This is a genomic window from Phormidium sp. FACHB-592, assembly GCF_014695795.1.
In the GTDB taxonomy this organism is placed as follows: Bacteria; Cyanobacteriota; Cyanobacteriia; order Leptolyngbyales; family Leptolyngbyaceae; genus Stenomitos.
Map to the genome: position 1 here is coordinate 96,791 of NZ_JACJOZ010000103.1, position 20,578 is coordinate 117,368.

Here is a 20,578-nt window from a genome sequence, read left to right on the forward strand (position 1 = left end):
CGATCGCTCCTATTCCTTTTCCATCGCTGAGGCTGCACTGGGTAACCAGCGATTCGCGATTGGCATCCGCCAGCCTGTACCAAAGGCACGATCGGTTACTTTGAGACCCGGAGGAGCCTGTCGCCGCTTAAACTCAGCCCGTGTCACCAGCTTCACAATCATGTTCACAATTTGAGGGTCGTAACCGCCTGCCACAATCTCGTCAGGGGTTTGATGGCTGTGGATCAACCGTGACAGAATTGCATCTAGCGTATCGTAGTCAGGTAGAGAATCTTGATCGACCTGTCCGGGCTTGAGTTCGGCGCTAGGAGGCTTGGTGAGAATGTTGTTGGGAATGAGTTCAGTTTTAAGTTTTAAGTTTTGAGTTTTAAGTACTGATGGCTGATGGCTGATGGCTGATAGCTGATGGCTATTCAACCATCGACATAAGGAATAGACGCGGGTTTTGGGGACATCGGCGATCGCGGCTAGCCCACCGTTCATATCGCCATACAGCGTGCAGTAGCCAACTGCCATTTCAGATTTATTGCCCGTTGAAAGCAGCAGGTGCCCAAATTTATTGGAGATTGCCATCAGCAGATTGCCGCGAATCCGCGACTGAATGTTTTCTTCTGCCAGCCCAAATTCGGTGCCTGCAAAGAGATCTATGAAGGTCTGGTCATACGACTGCATGAGGTTGCCGATGGGCAAGGTTTCGGTACGCATCCCCAGATTCTCAGCTAGTGCTAGTGCATCTTTAACAGAATGATCGGAACTGTAGGTGGAAGGCATAAGGACACCTAAAACATTCTCGCGACCGAGTGCTTCCACGGCAATCGCTGCCACCAGAGCCGAGTCAATCCCACCACTTAAGCCAATCACAACTTGCGAAAAGCCGCACTTCTGGGCGTAGTCTCGTACACCCAAAACCAGCGCTGCCCAGATCTCAGCATCATCACTGTCGGGCACGGCGTTAACGACACTGGGTTGCAAATCACCATCCCGAAACTCCAGCAGCACCAAATCAGTTTCAAAGGCGCGGGCACGGCAGACCAGGTCGCCCTGACGGTTAAAGGCAACGCTACAGCCGTCAAAAATCAGGTCATCATTACCACCTACTTGATTGGCGTAAATGACGGGTTGGGCAAACCGAGTTGCACTGTGCTTGAGCATCGCTTCGCGTAGCCGCTGCTTACCCACTGTGTAAGGCGATGCAGACAAGTTGATGGTGAGATCAACGCCTTGCTGCGCTAAATCGGCGATCGGGTTTACCGTATAGCTGCGTTTGCCCCAAAATTCTTCGTCGTTCCACAGGTCTTCGCAAATGGTGACACCGATGTGGAGAAAGGGGGGTGGAGAGAGGGGAGAGGGGGAAGGGGGAAAAGCAGTTTGAGTTACTTCTGCCTTCTGCAATGCCAGCACAAAATGATTTGCCTGCTGCCCTGGCTCGAAATAACGGTCTTCATCAAACACGTCGTAGGTCGGCAATAAGCGTTTGTGAAAGACGTGGCGAATTTTGCCATCTTCAAGGAGCGCCATGCTGTTAAACAGGGGTTTGCCGCCATGCAAGAGGGAGTTCGGGTTAAGCTCTACGGTGCCGACTAGGGCGATGAGCGATCGTGGTAGGTCGTGAGCTAGCTGCTCTAGAGTTTTTGCCATCGATGCGACAAAACCAGGGTGCATAAGCAAATCGCGGGGTGGATAGCCACATAGCGAAAGCTCTGGAGTAAGCAGCAACCGTGCGCCCTGATCGGCTGCTTGCTGTGCGGCAGCAAGAATTTTTTGAGCGTTGCCAGCTAGATCGCCGATGGTCGGATTGAGTTGTGCGATCGCAATTTTCATAGGAACCAACAACTAAAAATTAAATAAACACTAGAGGCTTATCTTTTAACGGTGCAAAGGCTTCGGCATCAAAACGATAGAGACTTGCAGGTCTGCCAGCACCTCTGGAGGCTTTTACACCCGTATCGGAGAGAAAACCCATCTTGAGAAGGCGCGATCGAAAGTTGGAATAATCCGAAAAGTTTTCACCCAAAACCGTTGTATAGAGTTGATACAAATCGCTGAGTGTAAACAGTTCCGGCAGCACTTCAAAGGCGACTGGGCTATATTCCAGCTTGTTCCTCAAACGTCGATGACCGTATTCCAGCACTTTATTGTGGTCAAAGGCGAGTTGAGGCACTTGATCGAGCGGATACCAGGCAATGCCGCTTACACCATCAGCAATCAGCTCCGCTTCGGCAAAACGGACGAGGGCAAAGTAGCTGACAGAGAGATAACGGACGCCGTAGCTATGTGCAGACTCGCGTGGGTCGCGATCAGGACCGCCAAACGTATAAAGCTGCTCCAGATAAAGGTTACGGGCACGGATTTTCTCAGCAAGGATGCGGTAAGCAGCATCTTCGAGCGATTCACCATGTCGTACCAGCGTGCCAGGAAAACTCCACTGTCCCAAAAAAGGTTCTTCTTGCCGCATGACCAGCAGCACCAGCAAGCGATTTTGTGCCGTATCGACGGAAAAAATGACGTTGTCAACGCCGACTTTGAAGTCTGCAAGGGCGCGATCGCTCAATGAATGGGTTGGTGAATGGGCTGTTTTTCGTTGGAGGCGTTCTGGCATGGGTATAGGTGCTCCCGGTGGATGTAAGCTTCGATGGGAGGTGTCAGGGCATCAGTGTCTCCATGCTCACGATACGCGGTGGAGGATATATCGGGACCCGTCAAATCCGCGATCGTCAATCGTGCGCCTCTTTGCCTCAATTCTGCCAGAGCCATTTCATTTGGTATAAAGCCTGGTCTTGGAATAATCAGTAGATTAACCCGCTCTAGCAGCGTTTCAATTTGATACCAGTTAGGCAGTTGGTAAATCAAATCAGACCCAACGACTAAAGTGAAGCTGGCATCTGTCCAAAGCGTTTCGGCAATTTCAAGCGTATGAATAGTACGCGGTTTACTGAGTTCTGGGTAAAGGAGCAGGTTGTGGCGAGGTGGGTTAATGTCGTCCAGCAACAGTTGCAGCATTGCCGTCCGATGGAGCAGCGACGTTTCATGCGACTTAAAAGGATTGTCGGCTGCCCACACGGCAACGCGATCGAAGTGCTGCGATAACCAAACTAAGATTGCTTGATGTCCGGCGGTCGGTGGATCAGCGCTGGTGCCAAAAAGAGCAATGTTAAGCATGGGGAGTGGGGGAGGGGTAGAGGGGTGAAAGGGGGGCGAGGGGAAAGGGGAAGGAGGTAAAGGGGTGAAGAGAATGGCTGATGGAAGTAAAAGTGTCTGGGGAAAAGGGCGCAAAGGTTGATTTGAGGCTCTAGGGATGCCGTTGGCGTTGGGTCTGAGCGATGAGGTCGAGTAGTGCCGTGGACGGTTCGACTGGGAGAGAAACTGGCTCGTCAATCTGGCGTACTGTGGCGGGGAGGCTGGCAACCGAATGGGTTGTGCGTTGAGCGATCGTCTCTAGCGTTTCAGCCGAGTGCAGGCGCTGTCCTTGTTTCATCACTAGCTGCATGAGCGGTTGTTCTCCAGTGAAGGTATCGGGTGAAGGTTCTGCTGACCGCTGTTCTACCATCAACCCGAGGCGATCGCCCACAGCCTGCCCCTGCTCATAGCTCCGAAAAATCTGCTTGCGTCCCGGATAACTCACTTTGCCTGTAGCCTCTTTCATCACAGGGATGCCATCAATTTCTACCAGTTTATAAACACCATTTACAGGTGTCCCTGTTACCAATTGAGTGCCCAGTCCGTAGCCATCAACGCAGGCTCCTGCCGCTTGAAGTTGAGTAATCTTGTATTCATCCAAATCGCCGCTGGCAAAGATGGGGACACTTGGCAGGAGTTGGCGCACTTGTTGAGATAGAGCTGCTAAATCACCAGAGTCAATGCGAATGCCTACCAGCTCGATTTCGTGCTGTTGCAATTTGGCAGCGAGGTGTTTGGCGGCGGTGATCGTATCAAACGTATCAAGCAACAGCGGCGCACCGGGAAAGTAGCGATGAAAAGCGGTGAATGCCTCTGCCTCCGTGCCTTCAGTTGCTGCTAATGCCATCACCAGAGAATGCGCCATTGTGCCGACGGGTTTGCGTCCCAGCTTCAGTGCTGCCAGCACATTAGAGGTTGCATCCAAGCCTGCTGCCAGGGCTGCACGCGCTGCCCAGAGTGATGCCTGAGGGCTGAAGGCGCGTCGCGTACCAAATTCATACAGCGTTGCGTGCGGTCCTGCGACATCGCGCAAACGGGCAGCACGGGTTGCAATTAAAGATTGATAGTTGAGCGTGTTGAGCAGGTACGTTTCGACCAGTTGTGCCTGCCAGAGGGGTGCTTCCACACGTAGCAACGGTTCATTAGCAAAAACGATCGTGCCTTCGGGGACTGCCCACACATCACCGCTGAAACGGCTGTCTGCCAACAATGACCAGAAGCGATCAGGCGCATGGGTAAAAATACCACTTGCCTGTAATGCCTCAATCTGCGCGTCATTAAACGCAAAGCGTTCTAAATAATCGAGTGCTTGTGCCAACCCCATTGCGACCAAATACCCAAAGCCTGGGGGCAGCCGACGGGCGAAGAGTTCAAAGCTGGCACGTCGCTGATCCAACCCTTCACCCACATAGCAGGCGGACATTGTGAGCTGGTAAAGGTCGGTTAGCAGGCTAGAGTCCTGCGGCAAAACAGTAAGCGACTCATCTGTTAAAAGGGAAGGGAGCGATGCCGCTACGCTTGCAGTTATCTGAGGCGCGATCGAAGTGGCTTGTTTGAGCGGCGATCGACTCGGCTCAAAACGACCGTCACCGTCAGTTGCTTGCTTTGTAGTCATTGGCGTACCTGGGCGATCGACTCGTTGCAGTGGTTTTTCTAATTATAGTTAGAAAAACCAAAACTAGAAAGAGCAAATTGCATCGTTTATCTAATTTTTTTGTTTTAACGCCTGCAATAAGACCAAAAGACAAGGACAAAGCTGTTTGCCCACCATTAAAATTGTTTCTTTTATAGTAATTTTCATTAAAACAGGCGGCTTTCGGCTCTATTCTCTATGTCGCAGTAGCAATGCAGCGATGTCTATTCCTAGGCAAATCTGCATCAACAATCGCTTATGCAGGGATGAACTGCTTCTTCTGCCTACTGCTCATGAGAGCGTATCCTAGCTTTGCCTCAGGTCAGGAGCGTGACGCTACCAGCATCAAGGTCATAGCAACCGCCCACAATCTTTAAAGTGCCTGCTTGCAGCCGTTCTGCCAATAGAGGCGATCGCTTAAGTTGTGCAATTTGATAGCGCACATTTGCCAGGACTGCTGTATCAATTAGAGCGGCTGTCGCGGCCTTGTGAGGTTCGATCGCGGGCAAAATAGCTTTCACAAGGCTACCAATCGCACCCGGCAGCACTTCACTGTTGACCGCAGCCGTAACTGCACCACAGCGCTCGTGACCCAGCACCATCAAAACAGGCGTGTCGAGCAGAACGATCGCATATTCAATGCTGCCAATCACTTCAGGCGTAGCAATATTGCCCGCAATACGGACATCAAAAATATCGCCAACGCCCTGGTCAAAAATCAGCTCAACTGGCACCCGCGAATCGGCACAGCTCAAAATAGTGGCAAACGGATGCTGGGCTTGAGACACTGCCTGCAAGCGAGCCGCCGATTGATCGGGATACTGGGGGTGGTGCTGCCTGAACCGCTGATTTCCTGCCATCAGTTTTTGGAGCGCTGCCTCTGGCTTAAGGGGTTGAGCCGTTGTAGGGGATAACTCAGCCGCTTGCGCCTGTTTGCTACGCCAGAAAAACGTGCTAGCGGCTACTAGCAGACTTGCAGCACTACTGGCGCTTTGTTTTAAGAAGCCGCGACGATCGATGAAGCGTTCTCTAAAATCCTGTCTCTCCTGTTTCATAGTGCTTTTGTAGGGACGCGGCAATCAAACAAAGTTAAACCGTCATTAGCTGGTTATGTGCTGAATCGTTAGAGCGGGTATATCTCCTGGAACCAGAGTGATAATGTACATCTCGAAGGAAACGTTGAAGCTTCAGTATACGGATAAGCGATCGTCAATGCTGTGACACAAATGCCGTGACAGACTGATACGATCAACGCCATCAGGTTTCGACTTTGAATAGCGACTGTGGATAAGAATGAGAAAACGCATGCTCATACTGCGGCAGTCAGGCGTGTTGCCTTACCGAATGACAGCGGGAAAGGCAGAAGTGCTGCTCGTTACTTCCACTCGGCGTAAACGTTGGATTGTGCCAAAAGGTTGGATTGCGCTGGGTTTGAGTGCGGCTGACTCAGCCGCCAAAGAAGCGTTAGAAGAAGCAGGCGTGAGTGGTCATGTAGTGACACCCGCGATCGAAACCTATGTCGATCGCAAGTGGGGTTACCCGTGCGAGATGGAGCTTTTTCTAATGCGCGTTGAAACCGTGCTTGACGATTGGTCAGAAGCCAAGCAACGAAAGCGGCAATGGTTGAGTCTGTCAGAAGCAGCGAAGCGTGTCAAAAGTAAAACGCTCAAACACCTTTTGATCAGGCTTGAGGCACAGCCAGCGCTGCTCGACCAGCATTAACTTGACCCGTGTTAACGAGCGGGTCAAGGTGTACCGCCCTTCACTGGCAGAGCCAATCCCTCTGCTATGATGGGAAACGCCTCTCACTTTTCGGTCTGGAGGTAGATTTCGTGCAGGGTCAGGGCGATCGCGCCTGCACGTGACCTAAATTAGAGGTTGCGGTGGCTGTTAAGCGCCTGAGCCTCTTACCGTAGCTAGAACCCTTATTTTTTGAAACTGACCCGTGCCAAAACCATCTATACCCAAACGCAGCCCAGCCCCCGCGCAGCGTGCCCCTCAAACACCTGTCTTGCCCCCACCTTTGGGCTTTGAGTATCAAGCCTTTGGTTTCTTAGCAGGCGAATTGTCCGCAGGTAAGGAGGGTTACTCCTTACGTGTTGATAACAAGCTGTTGACGTTGAGCGGCTGTAACGATCGGTTGCAGCGCTGGTTAAACACGCAGGAACTCCCGCTCACAGGCTTTTTCGGCTTGTATCCTAAATCGACTCGCAGTGGCACAACCTTTTGGCTAAAAAGCTTTGAAGCCTCTGCACCAGCAACGGAATTGGGTGTTTTTAACATTGATGGTCAACTAGTTTCAACGAATGGCGCACAGCAGTTATTGCGGATTCACCGTAATCAACCCAACTCCACTGCAAAACCTTTTTTGATTAAAGTGTCAGGATTTTTACCAGAATCAAAGCTAGGACAGTTTTGGGAATTAGAGTGCCTATGGGAAGATGAGCGGTTCTCGCTCCTAGATGGGCGACGTTTTGAGCTTTAGCCCCCTAACAGCAGTGGGAGCGTTACTTCAATCAAATTGCTTAGAGACTGTATGGATGTGGCAGCAGGTAAAACAAGCCTACTTAGAGACTGAGTTTCGACTGCGCTCAACCCGCCAATGCACAGGACTGAGAGCATTGAGACTTCGGCATGAACTTTCGACCTGAGCGCTCAAGCCGAAGGGCGCTCAGGCTTCGACGTTGATCTCAGCCGAAACGTTGAGCATGGAGTCGAAATGCGTCTTATCAATCATTACGCCTAGCTACCTAGCATGACGAGTTGTTGCGTTCTCGCTGCCTAATGTTCAGAAATTAAGCGCAGTAGATCGTCAGTCGATACCTTGCTGCTCATTTCTGCGCCTTCGAGCAAGCTATCAGCTAGATCACGTTTTTGCTGGTGTAAATCGACAATCTTTTCTTCGATCGTATTTTTCGCCACTAGCCGATAGATGGTGACAGGGCGCTGTTGCCCGATGCGATGGGCGCGATCGCTAGCCTGATCTTCTACTGCTGGGTTCCACCACGGGTCCATATGGATCACATAATCCGCTGCGGTAAGGTTCAAGCCGGTACCACCGGCTTTAAGGCTGATTAAAAAGACATCACCTTCGCCTGCTTGAAAGGCATTGACGCGCTTTTTGCGATCGGCAGCGGGGGTACTGCCATCTAAATATTGGTAGGTGATTTTCTGTTCATCTAAATACTCTCGAATCAAGTGCAAGTGCGCCACAAATTGACTAAAGACTAGCGCTTTATGCTTGTTTTCTAATAGTTCAGTCAGCACTTCGCCAAACAGTTGCAACTTAGAACTCGGCAGCACAATTTCTGGTTTGACAAGACGCGGATTGCAGCAGGCACGCCGCAAGCGCATGATTTCTGCTAGCACTTGCAGATGTTTGGCACCTGCTGTGGCGTCACTGTCAGAGAGCTTGGCAATCGCTTCTCGCCGCAAGGCTTCATAGAAGGCTGTTTCTTCTCGACTCAAATCAACCTGTAAGAGAATTTCTGTACGAGAGGGCAACTCTTGCAGGACTTGATTCTTTGTACGACGCAGCAAAAAGGGCTGGATTAGTTTTTTTAAGCGGTTACGAGCATCTTTATCCCCATAGCGTTCGATCGGTGTCGCAAAGCGTTCATTAAACGTATCTAAAGAACCCAGTAGGCCAGGATTGATGAAGCGAAAGAGGTTCCACAGTTCGCCCAGATGGTTTTCGATCGGCGTGCCTGTCGTCAGCACTTTAAACCCGCCCTGCAGATTCATTGCAGCTTGCGATCGCTTCGTAGCAAAGTTTTTAATGGATTGTGCTTCATCCAGGACGATCGTTTGCCATTGCACCTTTGCCAGCATCTCTGCTACATCTTCTTGCTGCAATAACCCGTAGCTACAGACCACAAAATCGAACGGTTGTAGCTGATCGAGTGTTTTTTGGCGATCGCCCCCACCAAACTGCATCGCGTTCAACGTGGGTGCAAAGCGCTGCGCTTCACTCAGCCAGTTCATGCAAACGGAGGTGGGAGCCACAATCAGCGTGGGACCTTCGGGCGCACGGGTGAGGATCACTGCCAAACCTTGCAGCGTTTTGCCCAAGCCCATATCATCCGCAAGGCAGGCTCCTACACCCCAATGCGCTAGGCGTGCCAGCCAGCGAAAGCCCTCCATCTGATAATCGCGCAGATCGGCTTGCAGGGTTGATGGCAGTTGGGGTTCAAAGTTTTGGATCTCCTTGAGGCGCTGAATATGCGCCTTCCAGTGTTTGTCTGCTTTGAGATCTCCCACTTCTTCCATCCAGTCTTCGACAGCAACGGCTGCAAGGGGATGGAGTTTCACGCCTTTGCCCGATCGCTCTGAAAAGTTCCGTAACTCATCCAACCGTTTGCGAAATTCTTGCGTCAGCGCTAGAAATTGTCCGTCACCCAGAGGAATAAAGCGACTGGGGCTTTTTTCTAGCAGTTGCATGAGCTGCTGCATATCTAGCACGAGTTGGTCATTAACTCTCAACTCACCTTCGGTCGCAAACCAATCGTTCTGGCGCTTGATGTTGAGCTTGAAATCCTTTAGACCAGACTGGTGCGACACACGGAATTTTTCACCTTCAGGATGCTCAATAACAATGCTGTCGCCCAGCGCTTGCAGTTCCAGCAATAGCTCCAGGCAGGCTTCTGGGTCGTCGATGAGCCATTCGTTATCCTGCTTTTCTTGGTGCAAAAAGGTGGGGCAGGCTGCGATCGCGGCATTTGCCAGCGTCTTTTCTTCCTTCAGGTTGCGCGTTGTCTGCAAGCGTTTGCCCTCGATCTCTGCGATCACCGTTTCGCCACCCGCGCCGGGACGATAATAAGGACCACCCTGAGCAAACGGACGCGCCAGCACTGCTACTTTCAACCCGCCGCTAGCAGGCAACAGGTGAACGTGCGGTTTGGGATCAGCAGGCACCTCTTCGGTGATCACGCCGCCCCCAATATCGGAATGCACCGTGACAATGCTGGACACCGCGTGAATGGCAGCTAGCACCCGTTCCTTAGCGGCAGCAGGCACTTCCAGACGGTTTTGAGTGCCCAAAATTTCGGCAATGCGACGATGCTCTGGCGTAATGTCAATGATTTTGAGCCGGGTGGGGCTTTCTTTGACCGTCAGAATCTCTTTGTTGTCCTGAAGTGCGGGCGAAAATTGCAGCGCGAGTCTATCGTCTTTAATTTTCTTCACCAGCAGTTCGGGTTCGCCTTTTACCACCTCGACCCGCGTAGTAGGTGCGTCTTCCCAAAAAACGAGCGGATGCCCGGCCAGGAGCGCGATCGCTTTGTCAGTAAAGGTGTAGTCCGTTTTGTTGCCCCAGCCGTAAGCATAGGTTTTAATTTGAGCACAAAGCTTCAGGTCTTGTGGGGTGAGATAGCCAAATTCCTCGGCGTTACTTTTCAGTCGCTTGAGGGCGATCGGTCTGCCCTTGCTCCAGTCACCTTTGGCATTCAGGGTTTGCTCACGCGGTTGCAGCACACAGCCACTGGTGGGATAGAAAGTGATAAACCAGGCAAGGCGCTGAGTCATGTCCGCTTTCGCAACCGCCTGAGGCTGATCTTTCCGCAAGTGGGACAGCGCATTCAGGCTCAGTTCCCACGCTTCTTGCGGTTGGATGAGGTCTGCCAGCGATCGCAGCTTACTGTCGGGTAGCAAGGCGGCTGCTTGTTTGCCGTAAGGGCTACGCGGCTTAAGTTTAACAAGCAGGTCGCCAACGGTTTTTGCTATCCAGAGATAGCCAGCAGCGGCGGCATCGTCGTAAAAGGGTTCTAAGAGCTTCGGCAGGTACTTTTTCGCCTGATCCAAATCAACCCAGTAGAGGCACAGGCAGGCAATCAAGGTTTGCAAGCTGTTGCCAGCTTTGTGGGTGGCGATCGACATCTGACTCACCCATGCTTTTTTGCCCAGATCGCCCTGCTGAACTTTGATCACATTCTCTAGCACTGCATAAGTGGGGCTGAGCCAGTGCTTTGTCTGTCGTGCAATGCTGGTGTACTCTGCGGCTTCTTCGAGGCGATCGGCAGACCCATCTTTGAGCAACGCCAGGATAAAAAACAAGCCACTCATGGACTGGAAGTAGACCTTGCGTTTTCCCGTGCCTTGCTTCAGCGCTTTCAACGCGGTGGAGTACTGGGCGATCGCAATCGCATCGTCCCCTTGCAAAAAGGCGAGATGACCCCGCAGCGACGCAAACTGATGCTGATAGTCTTCTGGCACCCGCTCAAGCAGTTGCTGTGCTTCTGGCAAGCGACCCCGCAACAACCATTGCTCCGTAAGCACAACCCGTTGCAAAACGGCACTCTGCTTGACACCATGTTTGGCGCTCTGTTTGTCAGCATTGGCGCTATCGTCCTTTAATAACGCCACCGCCGCATCCGCCGCTGTTAGCTCCAGAATGGAATAGTTGAGGATGCTGATGAGTGCCCCTTCATATAGTTCCGACGGCAGCGTCCGAAACCATGCCGGATCAAAGGGGTTATTGCAGATTTGCTGATAGATATCATCCAGAGAAAGCTTTTCTTTCTGATAGCTGTATCTGTAATAGTCCTCTAACTGCTTATTAATGAATTTGAGATCTTTGCGGTAAACGCCAACCCGAATTTCGCGAATCAATTGGCGATCGTTCCCAAACGAAACTGGTCCATCTTTCCAGCGCCGGGGAACTGGAAAGCCCTTTTGCACTGCCTCAACCAGACGTTCAAAGCGATTGACCTTGACCGCATCACGAGTCGCAATTTCTGCCAGCAATGGATTACATTGAGGACCTGCACCACTAGCTTGAGTTAACACTCCCAACTCAATTAAGCGATCGATATATGGCTTAATTGTTACCGTTGTGAAGTGTTTACCGCCGCGATCGTTCTCACTAAGGTAATTCCAACAGTTGAGAAACAAAGCGCGACTCGTTGGCTCATAAATCACTGAAGACAGTTGCACCATCACTTGCTCTAGCAACGGTAACTTGCGATATATCTGAACAAGGTGACTGCGAACTTGTTCGGGGTGAGGAGCTGCCTGAGTCATGATGCTTTGAAGATAGCGCGATCGTTTTCATCAGCCGTTGAGACAAACAAAGTGGCGATCGAGATCAGACCAATCATTTTTCAATGGTCATAAATTCTCTCACATTGCGCCAAATTCTGCTGTTTGGCTCACCTAATGCCAGCAAACTGAGGTGTCTTAAAAGGGCAAACTGCGAAGTCTCGGCAAGATCCCCACCTTTTGTATTAGAAGCAACCAGCTAGGATTGAACCAAAGAAGCCGGAGATCTATTGGGATGTCACCGTTTTTGTGTAGACGACGCGCTTTCTCTTCAAGTGTAGAGTAGACACTTTAGAAGTGAGATCGCAGCCACTTCTTCACCCTTCACTTCTTTAACAGAACCAGAAATCAGAAGCGTCCTGACGCGATCGCCGCTAAGATGCACGCGCTACAGGATAATGAGGCTGGACTGTTTTTGCGTTGCCTCCTAGCGCTATCTGATGCCCATGAAGTTTCGTTCGTTCCTCACCGTTTTGGCAGTTGTGGTGCTGGTGCTGCTGTTGTCCAGCGCTGGTGGGTTCTACTGGTTAGTGGGTCGCAATCCCAGCCGCCTGCTAAGTAATGAGCAGGGAAGCGTTCCCGGTGCCGCAATTTTTGTGCCGAAGCAAGCGCCAGTCATGGCATCACTGCTGTTGAACCCCGATCAGCTAGAAGCCTTTCAACTGGTATCGACCCGACCAGCAGAACGACGAAAGGTACGGCAGGAGCTAGCCCAGTTGAAGCAAAGTCTGCTGGCAACGACGGGCCTGGACTACGAGCGAGACGTGCAACCCTGGCTAGGGCAAGAAATTACGCTTGCCGTGACCACGCTGGATATTGATCGTGATACGGCAAATGGGCAACAGCCGGGCTACTTAATGGCGATCGCGACTCAAGAACCACAGCGATCGCGCGAGTTTTTGGAGTTGTTTTGGCAAAAGCGGGCGATCGCAGGTAGCGATCTAGTCTTTGAGCAATACAAGGGCGTGAAAATCATTGCTGCCAAAGCCTCAGCAGCAGAACCCGAAAGCGTCGCTACAGCACGCAAACCGAAACCATCCAAGTATCGTCTGCAACTAGAAGAGCCATCCGCACCGCCGACAGCCGCACCTCTGCCAACGCTTGCCAGTGCGGCTGTCGGCGATCGCTTCATCCTCTTTGCCAATCATCCTAAAGTGCTGCGCGAGGCAATCAACAACGTGCAAGCGCCTGACCTTAGCCTTGAGCGATCGACCGTCTTCACTCAGGCGATCACGGCGCTCATCCAGCCACGAGTGGCGCTAACATTCATCGATGTGCCCAAGCTCACTCAACTACTAGGAAAGAAGCTGACCGCCCAGGCAGTACAGCCAAAAACGGCAACGAATACGACAGGAACACTAGAGAAGTCACCAACACTCAATCAAACACTCATCGTTGGATTTGCACCTAATCAATACGGTCTGCTTGCTGAAACTGCCTTGCTGGCATCAGACAGGCAGACAGCCGATAACGACGCTGAGACGAAGACAACAGCCTTGCCCTTGCTAGCTCAACCTGTGGGAGCCTTGCAGTATATGCCCAGCAGCAGCGCGATCGCCGCTTCGGGGGCAGACCTCGATCGTCTGTGGACGCAGCTTACAAACGGGTTAGCACCCTATAAAACAGCAGCCCAAATCCTTGAACAACCACTGCAAGCCTTGCAAACCCGCTGGCAGCTTGACATTTCCGCCGATGTGTTTAGCTGGGCGAAGGGCGAATATGCGCTGGCAATGGTGCCTCCTGACCCAATCAGCGCTCCTGGAAAGCAACCTGACTGGCTTTTTGCAGCGCAACGCCCACAAACTGAGGCAGGTCAGCAGGCGATCGCCCATCTTGACGACCTCGCCAAACAGCAAGGCTTGAATGTAGGACCACTTACGATTGGCGATCGCACCGTTTCAGCCTGGACACGCCTTACTGCCGCTACAAACCGTGTGTCGCAACCGCTCAACTTACAGGCAGACGTGCAAGGCGTTCATGCCTCTTTAGGCAACTATGAACTGTTTGCAACCTCAGTGGCAGCAATGGACACAGCCCTCAAAGCTTCCGAGCATCCACTGTTGACCGATCGATTGTTCCAGCAAGCAACAGCATCCCTCTTACAGCCCAACAACGGCTACCTGTATTTCGACTGGGCAGCTAGCCAGACCTTTTTAGAGCAGCGCTTTCCAGTGCTGAAAGTACTTGAGCTAGCAGGTAAACCACTTTTCAGTCATCTACGATCGCTCACCCTTAGCAGCTACGGCGAGCAAGCAGGTGTACAGCGTGGCGGCGCACTGATTCAGCTAGAACAGCGCTAGGGCGTGTTATCAATTAAGCTACAGCAGTCGAAAAGAACGTTAGGACAGACCTAAACCTTGAAACCTCCTTGGAGCAAGGGCTTCTCCTCATCCCTCATCCTTTTTGTTATCGATAACGGTAGCCACCAGAAAAATTGCCCCTAGAAAATGCTTCGAGCGCTTGTCACCTGTTATGGCAAGCGCTCAGCATGGCTTAAGTTTTGCAAAAAGTGCTCAATCAAAGGATGGCTGACACATCCTAGAAGTTCAACTTTAGAAGAAAGAAGAAGAAAGATCTAGAAGTTCAACCTTAGAAGCGCAGAGTCCTACTTAAAGCCTGAGGCAAGACTAAATCAAGCGGTACGGGCTTAAGCAATATTAGGTGGTAATTCTGAGTCAGGCATACCCTGAGTTTGCGCCAGGTAAGACGCAATGAGTTCACTCACGTGTTCGCGCTGAATTTCAGTCCCTGTAACAGTGTTGCCAGGTGTATCAAAGAAAATGATGCTATGGATAATCTCCATGGCTAGCATCTGAAAAAGAATATGTGTGACGGGTATGGGTAGCGCTATCATCTGCGGATCGTGCATCGGATAAGGGCTGTTTGAGACATCCTTCAAGCTAGAGAAGGCGTAAATTACGTTTTTCTCCAGTTCTACTTGTGACTGATTTTGTAAAGTTGTGATCGCCCAGTCTTGATCTAACGTCTGCACAATGTAGTACTGTTCATGACGCAGTTGTGACGCTAAAGATTTCAGCACAGGGGCGATAGCTGTAACTAAGGCAGGCGTATTACCGTCTTGAGGAGCATCGTTGATGAGTTCCTGAATTTGTTTGTCAATATTCATTTTGAAGAGTAAACTCCTAATTAAATGAGTAAGTTGTAAAGCTTCCCTGCTTTGATCTAGACGTTGCCATCGTATTGTGGTCACAATTAGTTCAATTAATTCCAGTTATCGTTGAGTATGTAAGTACCGTGGGGGATATCTGCCGAAGCGTGGAGGCAATTTTTCAACTACTGCTTGATGAGTTAAAGCTGTCAACTAATGCGTCTGAGCAAAATTGCTTGGATGTATCCGATCGACTGGCAAAAGAAGTCGCTCGCATTTGTGTTGAGAGTAAGCGTATTCAAGCGTCTGGCGAGATTGATACTTGGGCAACAGCACTGGCACGACACCGCCTTCAGCAATGCTTGCATTATTACAAGCTAGGCTCGAAGCGAGGACGGGTAGAACTGCACAGCACGCTCAGTGCGATCGTGTATCGTTACATTACTCCCCCTCAGACCCAATCAAGCTATCAAGCACGTTTGACGCTGATCGAAGACTTTCTTCAAAGCTTCTACATGGAAGCGCTGAATGCTTTTCGACGTGAGACTCAGCTACCAGTAACCTACCAGCCACGGACACTGCTACAACTAGCAGAATACATGGCTTTTACTGAACGCTATGGTAAGCGTCGCATTCCTCTACCGGGACGGCGTAATCAACAGCTTATTATTCTGCGTGCCCAAACTTTTTCACAACAACAGCCGCTCGAAACACTAGTTGATATCGAACGTGCGGCTGATGGTGGCTCTAGTGAGGGTGACAGTCAATGGACAGCTGCTTCCATGCAGCAAGTGCGAGAGCAAATGGTGGCTCAGGAGCCAGAGCCGACGGAGGATAGCTTGCGTCAGGCTGTTGTAGCTGAGTTAATGACGTACCTGGAAGAGCGGAAGCAAACCGATTGCGCTGATTACTTTGCGCTCCGTCTGCAAGATTTGCCTGCCAATGAAATTGAGGTAATCTTAGGGCTGACACCCCGTCAACGGGATTACTTGCAGCAACGTTTTAAATATCACCTCATTCGCTTTGCGCTCTCGCACCGCTGGGAACTGGTGCATCAATGGTTGGAGGTAGACTTAGAGCGCAATCTCGGTTTAACGTTGCAGCAGTGGCAGACGTTTCAGGCACAGCTTGATCCTCAGCAGACTGAGTTGCTGCAACTGAAGCGAAAGCAGCTAACTGATGCGGCGATCGCTCAGTCGATCGGCTGCACGATAACACAAGTTCGCAAGCAGTGGTTTAAGCTACTTGAGCAAGCTTGGGAAATGCGTAATTATTTAGTGTCCGGACAAAGTGCGTCTTCCGATGAATAGGAACATATGCCATGAATGATGACTCGGACGCTCTCCAGAGGAATCTGCTCGAGCTACTTCAAGATCTGGTTCTTTTTACCACTTCAGATGACTCTGAGGTGGTTAATCCAGTTATTGATGGGAGCGATGGGCAAAGCGGCGCTTCAGTAATGAGTGCGCCGGATTTACTCATTTCACAGGATGCACCCTCTGTAGATTCCAGCCAATTTAAATTCGATGCTTCCTCTCAACGGAAAAACTTACTAAAACTTGGAGAGACACCTGCTGTGCAAGACCGTTTTCATACCCTGTTGAAACATCGGTTACAAAGCGAGATTCAACAAAACCTCCCCCTGTTCCCCTGGGAAACAGAAGTTCATGATTACGAAACCGAAAGTACCGTTGGGTTCGTAGACTCGGCTGTACTTGCTGCGCCTCCCGCAGCCGTAAACCAGAGCATTCCAGCTCAAGTTTGGCTCCATCAATTAAAAACACTGAATTTGCCTGTTGCTTTACCCGATCGACTTTTGGGGCAATTGCTAGAGCGCTGTCAAAACGTCGTTCAATCCTCTCTTTTAGAGGGTGCAAAGCTTGTAAAATCTGTCGAGGACTTGTTTCCTGGTCAGTCTCAATCACTGAATCAGCTTGCAGGGATGGTGATGACATCACCTGCTCGTTCAGGTGCTATGCCGCCGCCCTCTGGTGCCAACTACCCAACTAACTACGAGTCAGCAGTTCCAGCCCAGCAAATGGTGTTATCGCTTTTAGCGGCACGCGAAATCATTGCAGCACTAACGCTGACGGTTTCTCTTAGGCAGCCAACCTTAGAGCGCCAGTGGCTTACTGAATTAGGGGCTTTAAGCTTACAAGTAGATTACGGCTTGGATGCAACGGCTGCAAAACTACGCATTCAAGGCACCTTGCCCTGTGGTGGAACGCTTACACTGCGGAGTGAGCATTTAGAAGCAAGCGCTCAACGTGCTACGGCTGGTGTCCTAAGTGTGGAGCTATTTGACCTTGCCCCCCATCAGTCTGGCGTGTTGGAAGTTTGCTTGCCTGAACAAAAGCCGTTAGTTTTTGCCGTTCGCATTACTGACTAAACTGTGGATGAACATAGGATGAACGTCAGGGTGACAACTTTAGTGCATCAGTTAGCCTTTTCAAGTCGTGGGTATGATGGATCTGGTTGCATGACGATCGGACGTTGAACGTTAAAAGTAGATTGGACAGTCTCACTGATGGCAGAGAGGAAGTTCAGAGAGTGATTTCTGTTTCTCAGGCATCGCTCTGGCATAACAGTTTTGGATCAGGGAAGCGAGTTTAACGTTGTCGTCATTGCAGCCAGCAAACCGCATGATCTTTTTACCTGCTGATGTTTAGTCATTCTGGGGCTGGTGTTTCTGAGGGTGCAACGGTAGGAACGATCGCAGCTCGCTTTAAACAGCGCTTGCAGACCCTACCACCGGAAGTTGAAGAGTCGCTCTTACTACGGATACTAGTGCAGGTGATGGTGCTAGCTGGGATCGCCGCAACAGACGTAGCGGCATCGACTAGCATGAGTGTCTGGGCAATCCCCTTAAGCATTACAGGAGCATTCTGGAGCTGGCGACAGCGGCACAAGCGCAACATAGCGGTAAAGTTCTGCATTGCGATCGGAATGCTGCTGGCAATGGCAGCCTTTTTTGTGGGATTACGAGCCGAACTAAATGATACGCGGTTGGTTTTAGCGGAACTACTGGTGCAGCTTCAGGTGTTGCACAGCTTTGACCTTCCACGTCGTAAAGATCTAGGCTACTCAATGGTGATCGGGTTAATCCTGATTAGCGTTGCCTGTACGCTGAGCCAGACGATGACGTTTGGGCTGCTGCTGTTGTTGTTTTTGGCGATCGCGCTGCCTGTACTGGTATTGGATTACCGTTCCCGGTTGGGGTTGTCGAACCAGTTTTATCAGTCACCGTTACAACGCGCAGGGCTGTCTCCCAAACGATGGCTCGGCTTTATGTCGGTGATTTTGGTCATCGGGCTAATTGTTTTTGCTTGTTTGCCGCGTTTTCCGGGCTACCAACTGCGGTCATTTCCTGTCAGCCCACAGATTCAGCAAGATTTTCAAGACAACAGCCGTATTATCAACCCTGGCTATGTGCGCCCAGGTGATGGCAAAGGCGGCGGTGGCACTCCAGATCAGGGTCAAGGGAGTGGACCGGGCAAACTGAATGAGAATTTTTACTATGGTTTTAGTAGTCGTATTAACCAGAACTTGCGGGGAGCGCTGAAGCCTAGAGTCGTACTGCGGATACGATCTCAGGCAGAGGGCTTTTGGCGAGTGCTGGCGTTTGATCGCTATCTTGGGCAGGGTTGGGAGATTTCTCAGAATGATAAGACAGTCACAATTACGCGCCCTGAGTGGTCATATCAGTTCTTTTTGCCGCGACCGATCACACTAAATAAAACGAAAGAAATTGTTCAGACCTACACGGCTGTTTCAGATTTGCCGAATCTACTGCCATCCCTAGCCCAGCCAAAGGAGCTTTATTTTCCGACACGGCAAGTCGCGATCGACCTTAATGGCAACCTGCGATCGCCCCTGGAACTGCGTGAAGGGCTAACTTATACGGTTGTTTCGGAAGTACCGTATCGCGATCGCACCCGCCTTAGAGAAGCGTCGCCGAACTATCCAGCCAGTATTGCGGCTGACTATTTGGATGTGCCACCCAAAATTTTGGCGCGGGTACGGAAGCGCACACAAGAATTGCTCGCAACCTCGCCGAAGCCAATTACGTCTGCTTATGAAAAAGCGCTCTTTTTAGCTCAAGTTGTAAAGCAGCGCTACACGATTCAGCCTGAGTTGCCATTTCTGGAGCCAGATGAAGACCTGGTAGAAGCCTTTTTGTTCAAGTATCAAGGTGGCTACCCGGACTATTTTTCGACAGCACTGACAGTTATGCTGCGCTCAATTGATATACCAGCAAGGCTTGTAGCGGGTTTTGGACCGGGAGAATTTAATCCCTTTACAGGTTTGTACGTCGTTCGTAATACTGATGCTTACGCCATTACAGAGGTCTTTTTTCCTAAATATGGCTGGTTTGGCTTTGACCCGATTCCTGGTCATGAGTTAATTCCACCGTCGATTGAGGAGAGCCAAACCTTTAATGCCCTGCGATCGTTTTGGCGCTGGGTAGCAGGTTGGCTACCGTCACCCGTTACCAGTTGGCTCAGTCGGATTTTTGGCACACTGGCTGGTTGGATCGCGATTGCTCTTACACGGTTAATGGGGCTGCTTTCGCAAGGCTGGGTTGGACTCTTTGCAGGCTTACTACTGGCGATCGCGCTCGGATTTATAGGTTGGCTTCTATGGCGTGGTTGGCGTAGTTGGCGCTACCGTCGCTGGCTGGCAAAACTACCACCGATGGAAAGTCTGTATCAGCAAATGTTGCATTGGCAGGCACTTCAAGGCTTTCGTAAACGTCCGGCTCAAACTCCGCTGGAATACGCGCAGCAGGCACAGACAGTTCAACCGCTAGCTCAGTCAAGGGCGATCGACGATATTTCTCAAGCGTATGTTCGCTGGCGCTATGGGGGTCAAGTCCCCAACCTTACTCAGCTAAAGCAACGATTGCGCGACTTGAAACGTCCATCAACGACCCAGCGCCGTGTTACTTTAAAGCACCTGCTCAACCGTTCAACTGAAACGTAAGGCTATTTAGAGCTACAGTCTGCACTTAAGGTAAAGCTTACGTAGCCGGATATGGACAGTAAGCCAATAGCAGTCATGATTCAGCAGTGTCCTGGTTAGCTGTTTGCAGACAAGTCGACTATTTTTGTAGCTGGGATCTATTGCGATAGCTTAGGGAATAACGTTATACGATAGACAAACTGATACAAGTAGGAGGGGAAGAAAGTCAGAGATGCCCCTACCTGACTCTAAGCGCTATAGCAGCAACGGTACTTTCTAGGCTTCATACAGTGCAGCATGATGCTTAGAATGGGTTGGAGAGGCATGACGCGGCTGTTCAATAGTTACAAAAGCCTTTCAATAGTCACAAAAGCCTCATTGTCAGAAGGAGCACAGATAACTTACTGCATGAAGATTCTGTGTATGCCAGCCAATCACTTGTCGGGGATGTTATTGTCGGATGGAGACGGGCATACTGTAGGTAATGACTCTGTACGTTAATACAATTCATATTTTTAACGTCCCGCTGTAGAAGTAACTTTGGATGAGAAAGCTTATTTCTAGCTACGTTGCTTGACTGCTACTGCTAAGGCAGTAAGATTTATTAAGGGATGATGGTCAAAGCTTGCTTTAAGTCATCTGTAGATCGAAGGGAAGAAAAA

13 protein-coding genes are annotated in these 20,578 nt (G+C 50.7%); 6 read left to right on the top strand and 7 right to left on the bottom strand.

Going from position 1 to position 20,578, the window contains the following annotated elements; genetic code table 11:
• Positions 1-9 precede the first annotated feature (9 nt).
• The 5 genes from H6F86_RS27175 to H6F86_RS27195 form a co-directional block, all read right to left on the bottom strand.
• On the bottom strand, positions 10-1,821 hold the full coding sequence (locus H6F86_RS27175; protein WP_190453258.1) for an NAD+ synthase: 1,812 nt from the start codon (positions 1,819-1,821) through the stop codon (positions 10-12).
• A 19-nt stretch (positions 1,822-1,840) separates the two neighbouring features.
• Positions 1,841-2,599, bottom strand: a complete 759-nt coding sequence (locus H6F86_RS27180; protein WP_190453260.1) for an NUDIX domain-containing protein — start codon at positions 2,597-2,599, stop codon at positions 1,841-1,843.
• Positions 2,548-3,159 (bottom strand): nicotinate-nucleotide adenylyltransferase, encoded by a 612-nt coding sequence (locus H6F86_RS27185; protein WP_190453262.1) that lies wholly within the window; start codon positions 3,157-3,159, stop codon positions 2,548-2,550. The genes H6F86_RS27180 and H6F86_RS27185 overlap by 52 nt, the downstream gene beginning before the upstream one ends.
• A 130-nt stretch (positions 3,160-3,289) precedes the next feature.
• Entirely contained in the window at positions 3,290-4,792 is a 1,503-nt protein-coding gene (locus tag H6F86_RS27190; protein WP_190453264.1) for a nicotinate phosphoribosyltransferase, read from the bottom strand.
• A 335-nt stretch (positions 4,793-5,127) separates the two neighbouring features.
• Positions 5,128-5,865 (bottom strand): carbonic anhydrase, encoded by a 738-nt coding sequence (locus H6F86_RS27195; protein ID WP_190453266.1) that lies wholly within the window; start codon positions 5,863-5,865, stop codon positions 5,128-5,130.
• Between the two features lie 238 nt (positions 5,866-6,103).
• Between H6F86_RS27195 and H6F86_RS27200 the strand changes: the two genes are divergently transcribed.
• Positions 6,104-6,532 (top strand): NUDIX hydrolase, encoded by a 429-nt coding sequence (locus H6F86_RS27200; protein ID WP_190453268.1) that lies wholly within the window; start codon positions 6,104-6,106, stop codon positions 6,530-6,532.
• 223 nt (positions 6,533-6,755) lie between these two features.
• Positions 6,756-7,295, top strand: a complete 540-nt coding sequence (locus tag H6F86_RS27205) for a hypothetical protein (protein ID WP_190453270.1) — start codon at positions 6,756-6,758, stop codon at positions 7,293-7,295.
• A gap of 296 nt (positions 7,296-7,591) precedes the next feature.
• Here the strand turns inward: H6F86_RS27205 and H6F86_RS27210 are convergent, their stop codons facing one another.
• On the bottom strand, positions 7,592-11,827 hold the full coding sequence (locus H6F86_RS27210; RefSeq protein WP_190453272.1) for a DEAD/DEAH box helicase: 4,236 nt from the start codon (positions 11,825-11,827) through the stop codon (positions 7,592-7,594).
• Positions 11,828-12,291: 464 nt separating this feature from the next.
• Here H6F86_RS27210 and H6F86_RS27215 point away from each other — a divergent pair, with 464 nt between their 5' ends.
• Positions 12,292-14,145, top strand: coding sequence for a DUF3352 domain-containing protein (locus H6F86_RS27215; protein WP_190453274.1), 1,854 nt, complete (start codon positions 12,292-12,294; stop codon positions 14,143-14,145).
• A gap of 347 nt (positions 14,146-14,492) precedes the next feature.
• Here the strand turns inward: H6F86_RS27215 and H6F86_RS27220 are convergent, their stop codons facing one another.
• Positions 14,493-14,972 carry a hypothetical protein gene (locus H6F86_RS27220; RefSeq protein WP_190453276.1) on the bottom strand — a complete coding sequence of 160 codons (480 nt, stop codon included), beginning with the start codon at positions 14,970-14,972 and terminating at the stop codon, positions 14,493-14,495.
• A 128-nt stretch (positions 14,973-15,100) separates the two neighbouring features.
• On the opposite strand from H6F86_RS27220, the gene hetZ reads away from it, so the two are divergent.
• From hetZ to H6F86_RS27235, 3 genes are all read left to right on the top strand, one after another.
• Entirely contained in the window at positions 15,101-16,264 is a 1,164-nt protein-coding gene (gene hetZ / locus H6F86_RS27225; protein WP_190453278.1) for a heterocyst differentiation protein HetZ, read from the top strand.
• Between the two features lie 11 nt (positions 16,265-16,275).
• A complete protein-coding gene (locus H6F86_RS27230; protein ID WP_190453281.1) occupies positions 16,276-17,343 on the top strand; it encodes a PatU in 1,068 nt (355 codons plus the stop codon).
• A gap of 272 nt (positions 17,344-17,615) precedes the next feature.
• Positions 17,616-19,937 carry a transglutaminaseTgpA domain-containing protein gene (locus tag H6F86_RS27235; protein WP_190453284.1) on the top strand — a complete coding sequence of 774 codons (2,322 nt, stop codon included), beginning with the start codon at positions 17,616-17,618 and terminating at the stop codon, positions 19,935-19,937.
• Positions 19,938-20,578 lie beyond the last annotated feature (641 nt).